The 17,611-nt window shown below is 38.2% G+C and carries 13 protein-coding genes, 1 riboswitch and 1 other annotated feature; of the genes, 7 read left to right on the top strand and 6 right to left on the bottom strand.

Features of this window, described 5'->3' with window-relative positions; translation table 11 throughout:
• Positions 1 to 15 precede the first annotated feature (15 nt).
• Together PI85_RS00170 and pckA are read right to left on the bottom strand one after the other, a co-directional pair.
• Positions 16 to 972, bottom strand: a complete 957-nt coding sequence (locus PI85_RS00170) for an alpha/beta hydrolase (RefSeq protein ID WP_036119743.1) — start codon at positions 970 to 972, stop codon at positions 16 to 18.
• Between the two features lie 87 nt (positions 973 to 1,059).
• Complete coding sequence (gene pckA, locus PI85_RS00175) at positions 1,060 to 2,646, bottom strand: phosphoenolpyruvate carboxykinase (ATP) (RefSeq protein ID WP_036119740.1); 1,587 nt, start codon at positions 2,644 to 2,646, stop codon at positions 1,060 to 1,062.
• A 392-nt stretch (positions 2,647 to 3,038) separates the two neighbouring features.
• Positions 3,039 to 3,157, top strand: a riboswitch (SAM riboswitch).
• A gap of 283 nt (positions 3,158 to 3,440) precedes the next feature.
• On the opposite strand from pckA, the gene metK reads away from it, so the two are divergent.
• Entirely contained in the window at positions 3,441 to 4,637 is a 1,197-nt protein-coding gene (metK, locus tag PI85_RS00180; RefSeq protein WP_036119737.1) for a methionine adenosyltransferase, read from the top strand.
• Between the two features lie 170 nt (positions 4,638 to 4,807).
• Here metK and PI85_RS00185 read toward each other — a convergent pair whose 3' ends face one another.
• Complete coding sequence (locus tag PI85_RS00185; RefSeq protein ID WP_036119735.1) at positions 4,808 to 5,320, bottom strand: gamma carbonic anhydrase family protein; 513 nt, start codon at positions 5,318 to 5,320, stop codon at positions 4,808 to 4,810.
• A gap of 134 nt (positions 5,321 to 5,454) precedes the next feature.
• On the opposite strand from PI85_RS00185, the gene PI85_RS00190 reads away from it, so the two are divergent.
• Together PI85_RS00190 and PI85_RS00195 are read left to right on the top strand one after the other, a co-directional pair.
• Positions 5,455 to 6,261 carry an alpha/beta hydrolase gene (locus PI85_RS00190; protein WP_036119732.1) on the top strand — a complete coding sequence of 269 codons (807 nt, stop codon included), beginning with the start codon at positions 5,455 to 5,457 and terminating at the stop codon, positions 6,259 to 6,261.
• Between the two features lie 126 nt (positions 6,262 to 6,387).
• Positions 6,388 to 7,896: a sodium:alanine symporter family protein gene (locus PI85_RS00195; RefSeq protein WP_008176644.1), complete on the top strand. Its 1,509-nt coding sequence runs from the start codon at positions 6,388 to 6,390 to the stop codon at positions 7,894 to 7,896.
• 60 nt (positions 7,897 to 7,956) lie between these two features.
• Here the strand turns inward: PI85_RS00195 and PI85_RS00200 are convergent, their stop codons facing one another.
• The gene (locus tag PI85_RS00200; RefSeq protein ID WP_036119729.1) at positions 7,957 to 8,535 is read right to left on the bottom strand and encodes a class I SAM-dependent methyltransferase; all 579 of its coding nucleotides are present in this window, start codon (positions 8,533 to 8,535) and stop codon (positions 7,957 to 7,959) included.
• On the bottom strand, positions 8,532 to 9,488 hold the full coding sequence (locus PI85_RS00205) for a TIGR01212 family radical SAM protein (protein ID WP_036119726.1): 957 nt from the start codon (positions 9,486 to 9,488) through the stop codon (positions 8,532 to 8,534). Before PI85_RS00205 ends, PI85_RS00200 begins: the two co-directional genes overlap by 4 nt.
• Before the next feature lie 226 nt (positions 9,489 to 9,714).
• Between PI85_RS00205 and PI85_RS00210 the strand changes: the two genes are divergently transcribed.
• The 4 genes from PI85_RS00210 to leuS all read left to right on the top strand — a co-directional run bounded on the left by PI85_RS00210 (position 9,715) and on the right by leuS (position 15,968).
• Complete coding sequence (locus PI85_RS00210) at positions 9,715 to 10,896, top strand: MFS transporter (RefSeq protein WP_036119723.1); 1,182 nt, start codon at positions 9,715 to 9,717, stop codon at positions 10,894 to 10,896.
• A 144-nt stretch (positions 10,897 to 11,040) separates the two neighbouring features.
• The gene (locus PI85_RS00215; RefSeq protein ID WP_008176651.1) at positions 11,041 to 11,388 is read left to right on the top strand and encodes a helix-turn-helix transcriptional regulator; all 348 of its coding nucleotides are present in this window, start codon (positions 11,041 to 11,043) and stop codon (positions 11,386 to 11,388) included.
• A 57-nt stretch (positions 11,389 to 11,445) separates the two neighbouring features.
• Positions 11,446 to 13,188: a SulP family inorganic anion transporter gene (locus PI85_RS00220; RefSeq protein ID WP_036119720.1), complete on the top strand. Its 1,743-nt coding sequence runs from the start codon at positions 11,446 to 11,448 to the stop codon at positions 13,186 to 13,188.
• 65 nt (positions 13,189 to 13,253) lie between these two features.
• Positions 13,254 to 13,464 (top strand) — a binding site (T-box leader).
• An 86-nt stretch (positions 13,465 to 13,550) separates the two neighbouring features.
• Positions 13,551 to 15,968 (top strand): leucine--tRNA ligase, encoded by a 2,418-nt coding sequence (gene leuS / locus PI85_RS00225; protein ID WP_036119717.1) that lies wholly within the window; start codon positions 13,551 to 13,553, stop codon positions 15,966 to 15,968.
• 140 nt (positions 15,969 to 16,108) lie between these two features.
• Here leuS and PI85_RS00230 read toward each other — a convergent pair whose 3' ends face one another.
• Complete coding sequence (locus tag PI85_RS00230) at positions 16,109 to 17,290, bottom strand: NupC/NupG family nucleoside CNT transporter (RefSeq protein WP_036119714.1); 1,182 nt, start codon at positions 17,288 to 17,290, stop codon at positions 16,109 to 16,111.
• Between the last annotated feature and the right edge of the window lie 321 nt (positions 17,291 to 17,611).

The following is a 17,611-nucleotide window of genomic DNA, read 5'->3' on the forward strand; positions in this document are numbered from 1 at the left end:
GGACGGGGCACTTTATTATTTCATATAAGTTTCTAAGAAATACTGAATCGTTTCCCAATAGAGCTCGCCAGCTACGCTTTCCGCCTCGCCATGACCAGCACCTTCGACAAGTAATTTTTGCTTCGGACCATTTGCTGCCTCATATACGTTATTCAACATGGTCGAAGGGACAAAAGTATCGTTGTCTCCATGAATAAACAGCATAGGGGTTTTTGATTTTGCCACTTGATCAAGAGCACTAGCTTCTCCCAGCGTATAGCCTGCTTTTAGTTTAGTTACGACTGAAGAGAATTGCATAATTGGGAATGAAGGCAAGTGAAAGATTGCTTGTAATTGATAGGAAAATTCATTCCATACGGAAGAATAGCCGCAATCCTCAATGATAGCCTTTACATTTGACGGCAAATCCTCGCCTGAAGCCATCATCACAGTGGCGCCTCCCATTGAAACCCCAAATAGCACAATTTCAGCATCTTTATTCCTGTTTACAATGTCATCAATCCATGAAACAACATCCAAACGATCATGCCACCCCATGCCGATATAATCACCTTCACTTTGACCATGTCCTCTTGCATCGGGAATGAGCACATGGTAGCCCATATCATAAAATTGTTTAGCATACTTAGTCATTTGTGTACCATCACTTGAATAGCCATGGAAAATAATTGCCCATTTGTCCGTGGGCTGGCTGTTTTGGATAGCGTATGCATGCAGATTAAGAGAATCATAGGATTGAATCGCCTTCTCCTCATAATGCTTGTTAAACCATTGCTCACGATCCTCTTTCTCTTGAGCTTCACTTGAATTGCTATCAATTAAATTATGGGGGGCATCTAGAACAGCTGATTTATCAGTATTCGGATTTAATGCCAGATTATAAAAGTAGTTGCCTGCAAAAAAACCAGCACCAGTAAATAATGCCAATAATATAGTAATGATTGCTACTAGTAATTTGTATTTTCTTTTCATATGTATCTCCCTATATTAGCTTCATTTATGTTTTATGGGAAAGAAAAAGAGAACGAATTATCTCGTTCCCTTTTCTTGTTCTAGTTGTTATTTTAATGGGCCACCAAGTGTAGTGATGGCTTCAGAAACGTTTGCAAATTTCTTGAAGTTTTCGTTGAATAAGCCTGCAAGTTCAGCAGCTTTTGCATCGTATGCAGCTTTATCTGCCCATGCTTCACGAGGATTTAACACTTGTGAAGGTACACCTTCAACTGCTGTTGGGATGTGTAAACCAAATACAGCATCTTGTGTCGTTTCAACATTTGTTAATTTACCATCGATAGCTGCGCGTACCATTGTACGTGTATAAGAAAGTTTCATACGGCTACCAGTACCATATTCTCCACCAGTCCAACCAGTGTTCACTAGGAATACTTGTGCGCCATGTTCGTCAATTTTTTGACCTAACATTTCTGCATAAACTGTTGCAGGAAGTGGAAGGAATGGAGAACCGAAGCATGTAGAGAATACTGGTTCTGGCTCTGTTACACCACGTTCAGTTCCAGCAAGTTTTGAAGTGAAACCACTTAAGAAGTGATACATAGCTTGCTCTTTTGTTAATTTACTGATAGGAGGTAATACGCCAAACGCATCAGCTGTTAGGAAGATGATTGTTTTTGGATGACCTGCTACAGAAGGATCAACAATGTTTTCGATGTATTGAATCGGATAAGCTACACGAGTATTTTCTGTTAATGAACCATCATCATAATCACAAATACGAGTTTCTGGATCAACAGCTACGTTTTCTAAAACAGAGCCGAAGCGGATTGCATTGTAGATTTCTGGTTCTTTCTCAGCAGAAAGGTTGATCGTTTTTGCATAGCAACCACCCTCAATATTGAATACACCATTATCAGACCAGCCGTGTTCATCGTCACCGATAAGCTTACGGTCTGGATCAGCGGATAATGTTGTTTTACCAGTACCAGATAGACCGAAGAATAATGCTACATCGCCAGCTTCACCAACGTTTGCTGAACAGTGCATAGAAAGGATACCTTGTTGTGGTAGTAAGTAATTCATAATACCGAAGATAGATTTTTTCATTTCACCAGCATATTCAGTACCACCAATTAAGATAATTTTCTTTTCAAGTGATACAATGATGAATGTTTCAGAAGCAGTACCGTCAACCGCAGGATCTGCTTTAAAGTTAGGAGCTGAGATGACAGTGAAGTCTGCAACATGCGAAGCTAATTCGTCTTTAGTTGGACGGATAAATAATTGATGAGCGAAAAGGTTGTGCCAAGCGTATTCATTAATAACTTGGATGCTTAATTGTGAATCTTTGTCAGCACCAGCAAAGCCTTTGAATACAAATAATTCATCTTGTTCTTTTAAATATTTTATTACTTTTACATACAGGTTATCGAACACTTCAGAGGAAATTGGTTGATTGACCTTACCCCAGTCAATTTGATCTTTTGTGCTTTCTTCTTCTACTGTATATTTATCTTTAGGTGAACGACCAGTGTATTTGCCAGTTTCTGCACGAACTGCGCCATCTACTGTTAACATTGCCTCACCACGAGAAGTAGCTTTTTCTGCTAATTGTGGTACTGAAAGTTGAACGTTAATGTTACCGCCGCTTAATAATTCCTTCAGTTCGTTTGCAATTTCTACTGAATTCATCGATTAAATACCATCCTTTTTTATAGTATTCCCTTGATTTAGAGGGATTTTTTCTTAATTTCAAAAATAGTATAACACAATTGGTTAAATAATCTATACTAATTAAGAAATTATTTTAGAGTTTTTATTACTTTTCAATAAACTGACAAAAAATAATGTTTTTCGAGTAGAAAACATTCAATGCTACAGTAAATTGTCTAAAATTTGAGCCACACATATGTTACCACAAGATGCTAGGTATGTTGTAGGGATTAATTTTCTTCTATTTACATCATCACCCAAGAATGAAAAGTTTTATGATGATTATTTGTTCCTTCCTTTCTATACAGTAATACATAAGAAAATATTTGACAATGTTCGACCTTTTCAGTAACATGAAAATTGAACGGATACTCTTATCCCGAGCTGGTGGAGGGTCAGGCCCTGTGAAACCCGGCAACCTGCATGAACTATTTCACGTCATGCGTTGGTGCCAACCTGATGCAAGGGAAAATCCCTTGAACGATAAGAGTGAAAGGTAGCGAAGTCATTATTCCTTTCCTCATGTATAGTAACGTGAGTAAAGGATTTTTTTATTGTTAAAAATCAATGTAAAGGTAAGTATATGTAGTTCTTTCCTTATTATAATGACGGATCTTTCGAAATCCTCGTGTTAAAAGTAGCAGTTATTTTTTCACGTAAAGTGAAATGACAACAACAGCGGCTTGAGAGTTCAATCCTTAGGAGCGGACTTGACATGGGTAATGAGTACCGTATTCAAATACTATTTGTAAGAGTAATAGGAGGAAAACTAAATGACAAACCGTCGACTGTTTACATCAGAAAGTGTAACAGAAGGACATCCAGATAAAATTTGTGACCAGATTTCGGATGCCATTTTAGATGCTATTTTAGCAGAAGATCCAAATGCACGTGTAGCGTGTGAAACAACTGTAACAACAGGATTAGTATTAGTAGCGGGAGAAATTACTACTTCTACTTATGTAGATATCAAAGGTATTGTACGTGATACGGTAGCGGAAATCGGATATACACGTGGAAAATATGGCTTTGATGCTGAAAACTTAGCGGTACTTGTAGCAATTGGTGAGCAATCTCCAGATATTGCTCAAGGTGTTGACCAAGCTTTAGAAGCACGTGAAGGTTCTATGACAGATGCAGATATTGAAGCGATTGGTGCAGGGGACCAAGGCTTAATGTTTGGCTATGCATGTAATGAAACACCTGAGTTAATGCCATTACCAATTAGCTTAGCTCATAAGTTAGCACGTCGTTTAACGGAAGTTCGTAAATCTGGTGAGCTAGCTTATTTACGTCCAGATGGTAAAACACAAGTAACAATTGAGTATGATGACAATAACGTACCTGTGCGTGTCGATACAATTGTTATTTCAACACAGCATGATGAAGAAGCAACACTTGAACAAATTCAGGCTGATCTAAAACAATTCGTGATTGCTCCTGTTGTGCCAAGCGAATTATTAGATTCAAACACAAAATACTTTATCAATCCAACTGGCCGTTTCGTCATTGGTGGGCCAAAAGGAGATGCTGGTTTAACGGGCCGTAAGATCATTGTTGATACATACGGTGGTTATGCACGACATGGTGGCGGTGCGTTCTCAGGTAAGGATGCCACAAAAGTTGACCGTTCAGCTGCCTATGCGGCACGTTATGTAGCTAAAAATATTGTAGCAGCTGGTTTAGCAGAACGCGCGGAAGTACAACTGGCGTATGCAATAGGCGTTGCACAGCCTGTTTCCATTGCGGTTGATACATTTGGTACAGGAAAAGTGAAGGAAAGCGAAATCGTAGAATGGGTTCGTGAGCTATTTGATTTACGCCCAGCAGGTATTATTAAGATGCTAGATCTTCGTCGTCCAATTTATAAACAAACTGCAGCCTATGGTCACTTCGGTCGTACCGATTTAAATGTACCATGGGAACAAACTGATAAAGCTGACGCATTACGCGTAAAAGCACGTCTGTAAACTATTGTGCTAAAGTGCTGAAGTCGTTAGAAAATTATTCTAATGTATGATGAACAAAAGGGGCTTTTCTGCCCCTTTTGTTTTTTTGCAAAAATGCCTCGCCTGTATCCTTGAACAATGGTCATGGAAAGCGAGGGATTTTTTATAATGAATAAATTCTTTATAAGCTTTTATTTTTGTAGAGATTTATAATACTGACCTTTTTCTACGTATTCACGTACGATACGCTCCATATCCTTTTTATCCTCAGCGTTTAATTCTCGGACAACTTTCGCTGGACGACCTAATGCTAAGCTATTTGGAGGTATGACTTTACCAGGAGGCACGAGACTTCCGGCTCCAATAAATGCACCCTCTCCAATCTCTGCTCCGTCTAAAATAATGGAGCCCATACCGATTAAGGCATTTTTTCGAATGGTACAGCTATGTAAAGTTACTTGGTGTCCTACTGTGACCTCATCTTCAATAATGAGTGGAAACCTAGGACTTTGATGTAAGCAGCAAAGATCTTGGATACTTACCCGTTCACCAATAATGGTTGGTGAAACATCGCCACGAATTACGGTATTAAACCAAATAGTTGTTTCAGCTCCAATTGTTACGTCTCCAGTAACAGTTGCGTAATCGGCAATAAAAACAGATGGATCGATCTTTGGTGTTTTATCTTTAAATGGATAAATCATGAGAATCGCCTCTTTTCTTTCTGTAGATATAGTATTATCGTATCAAATACGCAACTTTAAGGAAATATAAAATTAAAATGTGCTGTTATTTCGATATAATCAAATTGTAATTATTTTTTAGGAGGACTATGTGAATGTGGAAATGGGAAGCTGATGGACAAGCAAAGGCTGTGATTGCTATTCTTCATGGTGCTTATGAAAACCACCGTTGGTATGCATGGCTTATAGAAAAATTAAGAATGGAAGGCTTCCACATAGTCATGGGGGATCTACCGAATCATGGCATCAATGCAAGATTTGCGCGTGTCCATGATGAGGACTTCAAATTGTACAATAAATATACAAGAAATCTCATTGAGAATGCCTTTTCATATAATTTACCAACCTTTGTAATTGGGCATGGACTAGGCGCTACTTTAGTTCTTCATACCATGCAAAAGAAAAAGTATGAATGTGCTGGTATTATTTTGACATCACCCTGGCTACATTTGAAGCTTTTACCAGGTAAATTATCAAATGCTTTAACGAGTTTGAGTGCTTTAACAGCAAATGTTAAATTGACGCATGAGGTGACATTTGAGACATTAACGCGCAGTGTTGAGGGGAGAGAGGAAATGAAGGATGATATCCCATTTATGTCTGTTGTTTCAGTAAAATGGTATCGGGAGCTTCAACAGATGATGAAAAATTTAGTTATGCTACCTAAGCATGAATTTCCTAATATGCCTATGTTAATTATGACAGCTGAAAAAGATAAAATAACGGAAACTCGACAAATGCGCAATTGGCTTCATCAACAAGAGCTTACCGAGTTTCAATTTAAAGAATGGGCAAATTGTTATCATAATTTATTTCATGAAGTAGAGCGTGAAGAGATTTTTATGTATATTCGAGATTTTATCAATAATGCTCTTAGACGGATTGGATATATAATAAAATAGTTTTGACACCTTCCAAATAATAGGGTTCTTACTTAAATATTGTTACTTGAATATAATATTGTAATTTTCTGAAAAGTGTAATAATATAGTGACTTAAAGTAAGGTAATTCAAATTGGAGGGGTAAGATGGATGTAGTTGTTGGCAAATTGAATGACATATTATGGGGACCTTGGTTTATTTACGGTATCTTGTTGATTGGGCTTTTTTTCTCAGTCATTACAAGATTCCTGCAAGTAAGACTTATTAAAGATATGTTTGTGTTAATGTTTAAGGGGGAGAAATCAGAAAAAGGGATTTCCTCCTTTCAAGCGATGTCTATCGCACTATCAGGACGTGTAGGTACAGGGAATATTGCCGGTACTGCAACAGCTATTGGGATGGGTGGACCTGGTGCTGTCTTTTGGATGTGGGCAATTGCTTTTATTGGTGCGGCAACCGCATATGTAGAGTCAACATTAGCACAAATCTATAAAGAAGAGAAAGATACTGAATATCGTGGTGGACCGGCCTATTACATAGAAAAAGGAATGGGTCAAAAATGGTTTGCAGTGATTTTCGCTGTAGCTGCTTTGATTGCTATGTTAATACTTATGCCAGGTGTGCAATCGAATGCCATTGCGGGGGCTGTTGAAAACGCTTTCGGTATTGAAACTTGGATTACAGGACTAATTATTGTCGTTTTACTTGGTGCTATCATTATTGGGGGCGTTAAATCGATTGCCAACGCTGCACAGGTAATTGTACCGTTCATGGCGATAGCCTATATTATTATGGCTATTATTATTATCGCTATGAATATTTCAGAGGTACCATCTGTCTTCGCTTTAATTTTCTCAAGTGCATTTGGCGCACAAGAAATATTTGGAGGTATTATTGGCTCCGCAATTGCTTGGGGTGTGAAACGAGGAATCTATTCAAATGAGGCTGGTCAAGGGACTGGGGCGCATCCTGCTGCCGCAGCAGAAGTATCCCACCCTGCTAAACAAGGGATTGTCCAAGCAGCGTCAGTATACATTGATACCTTATTAATTTGTTCAGCTACAGCCTTTATGATTTTATTTACGGGTATGTATAATGTACAAGATGAAAAAGCAGCCGAAGGAACAGATCCATTTATCCATGTTGGGGAATTCAATAAAGGCGGCTTAACGGGTGATGAGCAAATGACATTTGCTAAGAGTATTCAGGAAGGTGCTGCGTATACGCAATATGCAGTTGAATCATCCTTACCTGGACTTGGTGCACCATTTGTAGCTATCGCACTATTCTTCTTTGCCTTTACAACGATTATGGCGTATTACTATATCGCTGAAACAAATGTGGCGTATTTATTTAGAGGTAGTACCGAAAAGGTCTTCATTTGGATTGCGAAAATAGCGATTTTAATTGCAGCATTCTATGGCACAATCCGTACGTCTGGACTCGCTTGGGCTATGGGAGATGTAGGCCTTGGTCTGATGGTATGGATTAACGTTCTAGCGATTTTAATTATTATGAAACCAGCTATCGTTGCTTTAAAAGATTACGAGAAGCAGAAAAAAGAAGGAAAAGACCCTGTCTTTGATCCTCGTAAACTAGGCATTAAAGGCGCAGATTTCTGGGTAGACTATAATGAAAAACGTAAAAATAAATAGGTAAAGAGAAAGGCTAACTAATAGTTCCTACTATACTATTAGTTAGCCTTTTAAAATTGTCTATAAATTAGGATAATCCTTCATCTTTTCTAATGCAATGACGAATGGAGGGTCATTTTGCTGATTGAGAAATTCGTATTTTAAGACATGGACATATTTTTGTGGAAGTTGGCTGACAAAGTCTATTACAGTATCTCGCTCTTCTTTGCCACCAGGGTGACCATGATAAATTACAAGGATGATTAAACCGCCAACCTTTAAAAGCTTAAGCAAGTCTTCAATAGCTTGAATCGTTGTACTAGGCTTGGTAATAATATCATGATTGCCACCCGGCAAATAGCCGAGATTAAAGATGGCTGCGGCTACTGGCTTGTGTACGAAATTGGCTACTTCTTCATGCCCTTTATTTAAAACAAGGGCGCGATGTTCTAAACCATGGTCTAGTAGACGATGTAGTGTTGCGTCGACTGCTTCTTTTTGAACATCAAAAGCATAAACTTGTCCTTCATCCCCGACTTGCTGAGCTAAAAATAGCGTATCGTGGCCATTGCCGGCAGTGGCATCAACAACTGTATCTCCATCTCCCACACTATCTTTTAATAGCTGTTGAGCATATTGTAAAACTCGTTGTAGTTTCATTTAGCAACCTCAGCCTTATAAAATTTCCCCTGCCAACTACCACGGCGCTCCAATTCGGCATCAATGCCATTTAATACTTCCCATTTATTAACGCTCCACATTGGACCAATCATTAAATCTATAGGTCCATCACCTGTAATGCGATGAATGACCATATCAGGTGGTAAAATTTCTAGCTGATCAGCGACTAGTTTTGTATAAACATCCTGATCTAAAAACTCAAGCATCCCTTTTTCATATTGCTTCACCATTGGTGTCCCTTTTAATAAATGAAGTAAGTGGATTTTAATACCTTGGACATCTAGCTTTGCCACTGCTCGTGCAGTTTCCATCATCATGTCATAATCTTCAAGCGGCAGACCATTTATAATATGTGAGCAAACACGAATACCATGCTTCCGAAGTTTTTCAACACCCTCCACATAGGTTGTATAATCATGTGCGCGATTAATAAGATTGGCAGTTTTTTCATGAACGGTTTGAAGACCAAGCTCAATCCATAAGTACGTACGCTCGTTTAATTCTGCTAAATATTCTACAACATCATCTGGTAAACAATCAGGTCGTGTAGCAATAGAAAGACCTATAACACCTTCCTGCGCCAAAGCAGCTTCGAATTTTTCCTTTAACACTGGGAGCGGGGCATGTGTATTCGTATAGGCCTGAAAATAAGCCATATATTTGCCATCTTTCCATTTTTGGTGCATTTTGTCCCGAATTTCAGCAAATTGAACTTCAATCGGATCAACCTTGTTGCCTGCAAAATCACCTGAGCCTGCAGCGCTGCAAAATGTACAGCCGCCAAAGGCAACCGTACCATCACGGTTTGGACAATCAAAGCCAGCATCTAATGCTACTTTAAATACTTTGTGACCAAATTGATCGCGTAAATAGCGGTTCCATGTATAGTATCTTTTCCCTTCAGAAGGAAAAGGAAAATTTATTTCTGTCATTTATTTCACTCCTCTAACGCCTTATTTTATCATGAGCATCTCGTTCCGTCATGGGGTAAGGATATATCATGAAAGATGTTGCTCCAATTTTCGCTTGGATCTAGTGAATTATAGCTATTTATAGCCGTTAATAAATTGTAAAAAGGGTAAAATTATTTTCCTTGTACTTTTAAGTATTTCAGCATAAACTAGCTATTTAGAGACGCGAAATAATGGAGGACATCAAATGCCAAAACGTGTTTGGTTTTTAATTATCGGAATGCTTGTGAACACAACAGGCAACTCATTTTTATGGCCTTTAAATGCCATATATATGCATGATTATTTAGGGAAAACGCTGGCGATGGCTGGCTTTGTGCTGATGCTAAATTCTGCTGCAGGTGTTTTAGGCAATCTATTAGGTGGTTATCTATTTGATAGAATAGGTGGCTATAAAGCCATCATGCTTGGAATCCTTTTAACAATTGCTTCATTAATAGGTTTAACGCTTTGGCACGGGTGGCCGCATTATGTATGGTTTTTAACGATATTAGGCTTTAGTGGGGGGATTGTTTTTCCTAGTATGTTTGCATTGGCTGGGGCAGCCTGGCCAGAGGGTGGACGCAAGGCCTTTAATGCCATCTATTTGGCTCAAAATGTCGGTGTAGCTGTAGGTCCTGCACTTGCAGGTATCGTGGCCGATTATCAATTTGACTACGTGTTTAAGGTCAATTTAGGGATGTATATTTTATTCTTTATTATTGCTTTGCTGACATTTAAACGTTTAGAGGTAGGGAGTATTGCACCGAAGAATGTGGTTGGTGAAAGTAAGCGAATCATTAACAAGGCACCATTCTATGCCTTATTAATTATTAGTTCATCCTCCGTTTTATGTTGGCTAGCCTATTCGCAATGGAGTGCAACAATTTCATCCTATACGCAAGATTTAGGTTTAGGATTAAAGCAGTATAGTTTACTATGGACGATTAACGGTCTGCTAATTGTGATAGGGCAGCCGCTCATTGCACCGCTTATCAAACGTTGGGAGCATCAGTTAAAACGTCAATTGGTTTTTGGTGTCATCTTAATCGCCATATCCTTTGGTATTATCGCGTTTGCGAGTGATTTTAAAATGTTTGGTGTAGCCATGCTTGTCTTAACTTTCGGAGAAATGTTTTATACACCAGCATTACCAACTATTGCAAATCAACTTGCGCCAAAAGGTCGACAAGGCTTCTATCAGGGTATTATTAACAGTGCTGCGACTGGTGGACGTATGATCGGTCCTTTGTTTGGCGGAATTATGGTGGATCAATATGGCATGATTCCTCTCGTTTTAACTTTAGTAGTCATTGTGCTGTTCGCGATTATACCATGTCTTATTTATGATTATCCTCTCAAGAAGAACAACATAGTAGTAGATTCATAGTGAATAAATGCAAAGAGCAAATCGAGTGTTACACTCTTGGTTTGCTCTTTTTTTCATAGTGGATATTGAAAAATTATTAATATAGGCTTACAATCATACATATTCAAATATTTGAATATGTAGTTGTATGGGGGGATTTATTTTATGGAAGAAGGATTGCAGCAGTTTAAGGCAGATTTTTTTAAAGCGTTAGCACATCCATTGCGTATTAGAATACTGGAACTTCTTGTAGAAGGTCAGAAGAGTGTCAATGAGATTCAAGATTGCTTAGAGAAAGAGGGATCCGCCGTTTCTCAGCAGCTAAGTGTATTACGCGCTAAAAATATCGTTTATGGAGTGAAAGAAGGCAAGAAAGTTTACTATTCTTTAAGCGATCCGATGATTGGTGAATTACTTGGTGTGGCCAAGGATATTTTTAATAACCATTTAGTTCATACCATTTCAAGATTAGAGGAAATGACAAGTAATGATAGTGACGAAGAAAATAAGTAACCTCCATAATGTGGAAAAGTTATGCTTTGCTTATTATTGGGAAGGGAAGATTTATCTATGAAGTCACTGTTTACAGGACGTTTTGAAGGGTATTCAGTCCATCATGCTAAAAAGGATTTATTGTCCGGAATCATTGTTGGAATCGTTGCTATTCCACTTGCTATGTCCTTTGCTATTGCATCAGGTGTAAAGCCTGAATATGGTATTTATACGGCTTGTATTGCAGGTGTTTTGATTTCCATTTTTGGTGGGTCAAAATATCAAATTGGAGGACCTACAGGGGCTTTTGTGCCGATTCTTTTAGGAATTGTCCTAACGTATGGCTATGAGGATTTATTACTGGCAGGTTTAATGGCGGGGGTATTGCTTTGCTTAATGGGCATTTTTAAGCTAGGGACCTTAATAAAATTTATTCCCCGTCCTGTAACAATTGGTTTTACAGCAGGTATAGCAGTAATTATTTTTACAGGTCAAATTGCCAATTTTTTAGGACTAACCAATATGATAAGACATGAGTATTTTATAGCGAATATTCAAGAGATAGGAAAGCAAATTGGGACTACTAATATTTTCAGTATTTTAACAGCAGTCATTTGTTTCATAACAATAATGATGACACCTAAATTGTTTCCAAAGGTGCCCGGTGCATTAGTGGGGATTATAGTCTCCACTCTTGTGGCGACTTTCTTTTTTTCAGGTCAAGTGGCTACGATTGCCACAGCCTATGGTCAAATACCTAATACATTACCCAATTTCGCAATACCTACTATTACAATCGAGCGCCTACAACAGCTTATTGGACCTGCATTTGTCATCGCGATGCTTGGAGGTATCGAGTCGTTATTATCTGCAGTCGTGGCAGACGGGATGACGAATAGCAAGCATAATAGTAATCGAGAGCTAATCGGTCAAGGGATTGCCAATATCGTAACGCCGATGTTTGGAGGAATACCTGCGACAGGAGCGATTGCTCGTACTGCAACTAACATTAAAACAGGGGCAGTATCCCCAATGTCGGGTATCATCCATGGTGTGTTTGTATTAATCACCTTATTGTTATTAGCACCATATGCTTCCCATATACCTTTAGCAAGTATGGCGCCCGTATTAATGGTAGTCGCCTGGAATATGAGTGAACGTAAGCATTTTGCTCATATTATAAAATTGAAATCGGGTGATTCGCTCGTATTATTAATTACCTTTTTATTAACCGTATTTACTAGCCTTACATTAGCTGTAGAAATAGGGCTTGTGTTAGCCGTGCTATTGTTTGCAAAACGAATGAGTGAAAAGCTTGTTGTGACAAAGGTACTACCAGACCATTCGAATAAAAGCGAGAAGGTACAGCCTCATGTCGTTCACCAACAGCATGATTGTCCACAAATTAGCTTGTATACTATTGAAGGTCCACTGTTCTTTGGTGCAGCACAAAGATTTGAACAGACGATAGCAAGCACTTTGCAACAGCAATCTAGAGTTTTGATATTACGCATGGGGAAAGTGCCCTTTATGGACTCTACGGGTGAAGCATATTTTAGCAATATCATTGACAATTTTACAGCACAGGGTGGCAACATTTTGGTAACAGGGGTACAGGATGACTTAAAGATAGCCCTTCAGCAAAATGGCCTTTACAATAAAATAGGAGCCCATCATTTTTATCAGCATACAGGAGAAGCGATTACAAGAGCCTTCAACTATTTGGATAGAAATCGATGTATTGGATGTCAGCATTTTGCTTTTCATGAATGCAAAGAATTCTCTAAATCTGAGGAAAAAAAGGAATTAATTGTTCAGTAATGGGTAAGCTGTAAACAAAGGCTTGTGCTTTTCAATACTTTCCATTAGAATAAATGCAATATCATGTAAAGACTGTGATGAGGAATAGTAGATTTGTTGGTCTTTTTAGAGAGCTAGCGGCTGGTGAAAGCTAGTAGGAAAGCAAATCGAACTCGCCTACTGAGTCTGCCCGCGTGAAATAGCGCGTGTCGTTTCTTCCGCGTTAAGGAAGCTTGAGCCGAGTGTAATCACTAATTTGGGTGGTACCGCGGGAGTGCAAATTCTCTCGTCCCTTCTATAAGGAAGGGGCGAGTTTTTTTATTTTTTAAATATTTTGTTAATTCTAATGAAGAGCAGCAAGATTCATTGAAGGAGGAAAAAAAATGAGTTTTAATCATCAACAAATTGAAAAAAAGTGGCAGCAATATTGGGCTGATAACAAAACATTCAAAACTGAAAATGAAACAGAAAAGCCTAAATTCTTTGCATTAGATATGTTCCCATATCCATCTGGCGCTGGACTACACGTAGGACATCCAGAAGGATATACGGCGACAGATATTCTATCACGCTTTAAACGTATGCAAGGCTATAATGTATTACATCCAATGGGCTGGGATGCGTTTGGTTTACCAGCGGAGCAATATGCACTTGATACGGGCAATGATCCGGCGGAATTTACAGCGAAAAATATTGCAACATTTAAACGTCAAATTCAAGAGCTAGGTTTCAGCTATGATTGGGATCGTGAAATTAACACGACTGACCCAGAGTATTATAAATGGACACAATGGATTTTTATTCAGCTTTATAACAAAGGTTTAGCTTATGTGGATGAAGTAGCTGTTAACTGGTGTCCAGCGCTTGGTACGGTATTGGCGAATGAAGAAGTAATTGATGGCAAATCAGAGCGTGGTGGGCATCCAGTAGAACGTCGACCAATGAAGCAATGGATGCTTAAAATTACTGCCTATGCAGATCGTTTAATTGATGACTTAGAGGAAGTTGATTGGCCAGAATCTATTAAAGATATGCAGCGTAACTGGATTGGACGTTCAGAAGGAGCAGAAGTAACATTTGGTATCGATGGGACTGATGAGAACTTTACCGTGTTCACAACTCGCCCTGATACATTATTTGGCGCTACATATTGTGTGCTTGCACCTGAGCATAAATTAGTGGAACAAATAACGACAGCTGATCAGCGTCAAGCGGTTGAAACTTATTTAGAAAAAGTTAAAATGAAGTCTGATTTAGAGCGTACAGATTTAGCAAAAGAAAAAACTGGCGTATTTACAGGTGCCTATGCAGTAAATCCGATTAACGGTAAAAAAGTGCCAATTTGGATTGCAGACTATGTATTAGTGTCTTATGGAACAGGTGCTATTATGGCGGTTCCTGCACATGATGAGCGTGACTATGAATTTGCATCAGCATTCAACTTAGACATTGTTCCTGTTCTTGAAGGTGGGGACATTAGTAAAGAAGCATTTACAGGTGATGGGCAACATATTAACTCTGATTTCCTAAATGGCTTAAATAAAGTAGAGGGTATTGCTAAAGCTATTGAATGGTTAGAGCAAAAAGGCGTTGGAGAGAAGAAGATATCTTATCGTCTGCGCGACTGGCTATTCTCTCGTCAGCGTTACTGGGGAGAGCCTATTCCAATGATCCATTGGGAAGATGGTACGATAACAGCAGTTCCAGAATCGGAATTACCGTTAATGCTACCGAAAACAGATAATATCCGTCCTTCAGGCACTGGTGAATCACCATTAGCAAACATTTCAGAATGGGTCAATGTTGTAGATCCAGAGACAGGTAAAAAAGGACGCCGTGAAACAAATACAATGCCGCAATGGGCAGGATCTAGCTGGTACTTCTTACGCTATATCGATCCTACCAATACAGAAGCAATTGCAGACCCAGAATTACTAAAACGCTGGTTACCAGTTGATATTTATATTGGTGGAGCAGAGCATGCTGTATTGCATTTACTATACGCACGCTTCTGGCATAAAGTGTTATATGATTTAGGCGTTGTTCATACGAAAGAGCCATTCCAGAAATTATTTAACCAAGGTATGATTCTTGGTGAAGGTAATGAAAAAATGTCTAAATCTAAGGGGAATGTTGTGAACCCAGACGAAATCATTGAGTCACATGGTGCAGATACATTACGTCTTTATGAAATGTTCATGGGGCCACTTGAGGCTTCTGTAGCTTGGTCTACAAATGGTTTAGATGGGGCACGTCGCTTCTTAGATCGTATTTGGCGTCTACTTGTCAATGAAGAGGATGGAACGATTTCAGCGAAAATTCAAGTGTCTAATGATACAACACTAGAAAAATCATACCACCAAACAGTGAAAAAAGTGACAGAGGATTATGAAGGTATCCGCTTTAATACGGCTATTTCACAAATGATGGTATTTATCAACGATTGCTATAAAGCTGAAGTAATCCCAACAGCTTATGCGGAAGGCTTTGTTAAAATGTTGGCACCAATGGCTCCTCATATCGCAGAAGAGCTTTGGAAGCTATTAGGTCATGAAGGAACACTTTCGTATGAGCAATGGCCAACATACGATGAGTCAAAACTTGTAGATGATGAAGTGGAAGTAGCGGTGCAAGTTGCTGGTAAAGTTCGTGCAAAAATCGTCGTAGCTAAAGATGCTTCAAAAGAAGACATTGAAAAAATAGCGCTAGCAGATGAAAAAGTACAAGAATATATGGCTGGAAAGAACTTAGTAAAAGTTATCGTTATTCCAGGCAAACTTGTAAATATTGTCGTTAAATAAAGAGATATAAATGTTAAAAATGTACATGCTAAATTAAATTTTAGTGATGTACATTTTTTTATGTTGGAGAAAATCATAAGGCAATAAAAAAACTGCACCTACAAGATAGGTGCAGTGTAAGCAATAAAATGACTATCCACTTAAATAATCAAGCCAACAATTATTGCCGTTAAAATACTTACCAGTGTCGCTCCATAAAGCAACTTTAAGCCGAAACGTGCAACAACATTTCCTTGTCTTTCATTTAACCCTTTGACTGCCCCAGAAATAATACCAATGGATGAAAAGTTAGCAAAGGATACTAGGAATACAGAAATAATACCTAACGTACGTTCACTCATTGTGTTCTCAATTTCTCCAAGGTTGATCATAGCAACAAATTCATTCGTTACTAATTTAGTGGCCATTATTCCACCAGCTGAAACAGCGTCTGCCCATGGGATACCCATTAGGAAAGCTATTGGTGCAAAAATATAGCCTAATATTTCTTGGAAGGAAACACCGATAATCATATCAAACAATGAATTGATTAAATCCATTAATGCTACGAAACCAATTAGCATGGCTCCAACAATGATGGCTACCTTAAAGCCATCCATAATATATTCACCAAGCATTTGGAAGAAAGCTTGCTTCTGCTCATCTTCAATGGTTAAGATATCTTCCTCTTCTTTTACCGTATACGGATTAATGATGGAAACAATTATAAAACCACCAAATAAGTTTAAAACAATCGCCGTTACGACATACTTTGGTTCAATCATCGTCATGTACGCGCCAACAACTGACATCGAGACGGTCGACATCGCGGATGCACATAATGTATACATACGCTGAGGAGTGACCTTGTCTAGTTGTTTTTTGACTGTAATGAATACCTCAGATTGACCTACCATTGCAGAAGCAACAGCATTATAGGACTCCAATTTTCCCATGCCACTTACTTTACTTAAAAAATAACCGATCCATCTCATGAGGAAAGGAAGGATTTTGAAATGCTGTAAAATCCCAATTAGCACAGATATAAAGACAATTGGTAATAAAACACCTAAGAAAAATGGGGATTCTCCTTCATTCGCTAAACCACCAAAAACAAATGATATACCTGTATTTGCGTAGGATAATAAATGATCAAATACATTTGTTATACCTTTGATTAGAACATAACCAATCGTTGTATTTAGAAGTAAAGCCGCTAATATAAATTGAATGATTAACATAATCAATATATATTTATATTTTATTTCTTTTTTGTTTTTACTCATTAACAGAGCTAAACCAAAAACAAGTAGCAATCCACAAAGGGATATTAAGTATTTCATAAATTCCTCCATAAGTATAATTTAGGGCGTTTGAATTCAAGACAACAAATATTCTTTTGTTCATTATGTTCTATCTAAAAATTTGCAGAACAACCAAAGAACTTAATTTGTCAGACGTCAGACAAACAATCTCACTATAACAGTTTTTTAACTAGCTATTCAAGAGTTAAAAGAAAAAAAGTATGCGACTTGGCATACGAAAAGGACAAATCCACTATCAAAACAACTAAATCAAATCTTTATAATACTTATTTACATGATGATTTCCCTGAATGGATGAACTCAAAACTACTTCTTGCATAAGTTATTCACATCTATTCA

The sequence above is a fragment of the Lysinibacillus sp. A1 genome (assembly GCF_000801965.1).
Classification (GTDB): Bacteria; Bacillota; Bacilli; order Bacillales_A; family Planococcaceae; genus Lysinibacillus; species Lysinibacillus fusiformis.

What these genes read in the sequence shown, in the direction of transcription:
- PI85_RS00170 (WP_036119743.1), bottom strand. Translation starts at nt 972, where the DNA reads ATGAAAAGAAAATACAAATTACTAGTAGCAATCATTACTATATTATTG.
- pckA (WP_036119740.1), bottom strand. Translation starts at nt 2,646, where the DNA reads ATGAATTCAGTAGAAATTGCAAACGAACTGAAGGAATTATTAAGCGGC.
- metK (WP_036119737.1), top strand. Translation starts at nt 3,441, where the DNA reads ATGACAAACCGTCGACTGTTTACATCAGAAAGTGTAACAGAAGGACAT.
- PI85_RS00185 (WP_036119735.1), bottom strand. Translation starts at nt 5,320, where the DNA reads ATGATTTATCCATTTAAAGATAAAACACCAAAGATCGATCCATCTGTT.
- PI85_RS00190 (WP_036119732.1), top strand. Translation starts at nt 5,455, where the DNA reads ATGTGGAAATGGGAAGCTGATGGACAAGCAAAGGCTGTGATTGCTATT.
- PI85_RS00195 (WP_008176644.1), top strand. Translation starts at nt 6,388, where the DNA reads ATGGATGTAGTTGTTGGCAAATTGAATGACATATTATGGGGACCTTGG.
- PI85_RS00200 (WP_036119729.1), bottom strand. Translation starts at nt 8,535, where the DNA reads ATGAAACTACAACGAGTTTTACAATATGCTCAACAGCTATTAAAAGAT.
- PI85_RS00205 (WP_036119726.1), bottom strand. Translation starts at nt 9,488, where the DNA reads ATGACAGAAATAAATTTTCCTTTTCCTTCTGAAGGGAAAAGATACTAT.
- PI85_RS00210 (WP_036119723.1), top strand. Translation starts at nt 9,715, where the DNA reads ATGCCAAAACGTGTTTGGTTTTTAATTATCGGAATGCTTGTGAACACA.
- PI85_RS00215 (WP_008176651.1), top strand. Translation starts at nt 11,041, where the DNA reads ATGGAAGAAGGATTGCAGCAGTTTAAGGCAGATTTTTTTAAAGCGTTA.
- PI85_RS00220 (WP_036119720.1), top strand. Translation starts at nt 11,446, where the DNA reads ATGAAGTCACTGTTTACAGGACGTTTTGAAGGGTATTCAGTCCATCAT.
- leuS (WP_036119717.1), top strand. Translation starts at nt 13,551, where the DNA reads ATGAGTTTTAATCATCAACAAATTGAAAAAAAGTGGCAGCAATATTGG.
- PI85_RS00230 (WP_036119714.1), bottom strand. Translation starts at nt 17,290, where the DNA reads ATGAAATACTTAATATCCCTTTGTGGATTGCTACTTGTTTTTGGTTTA.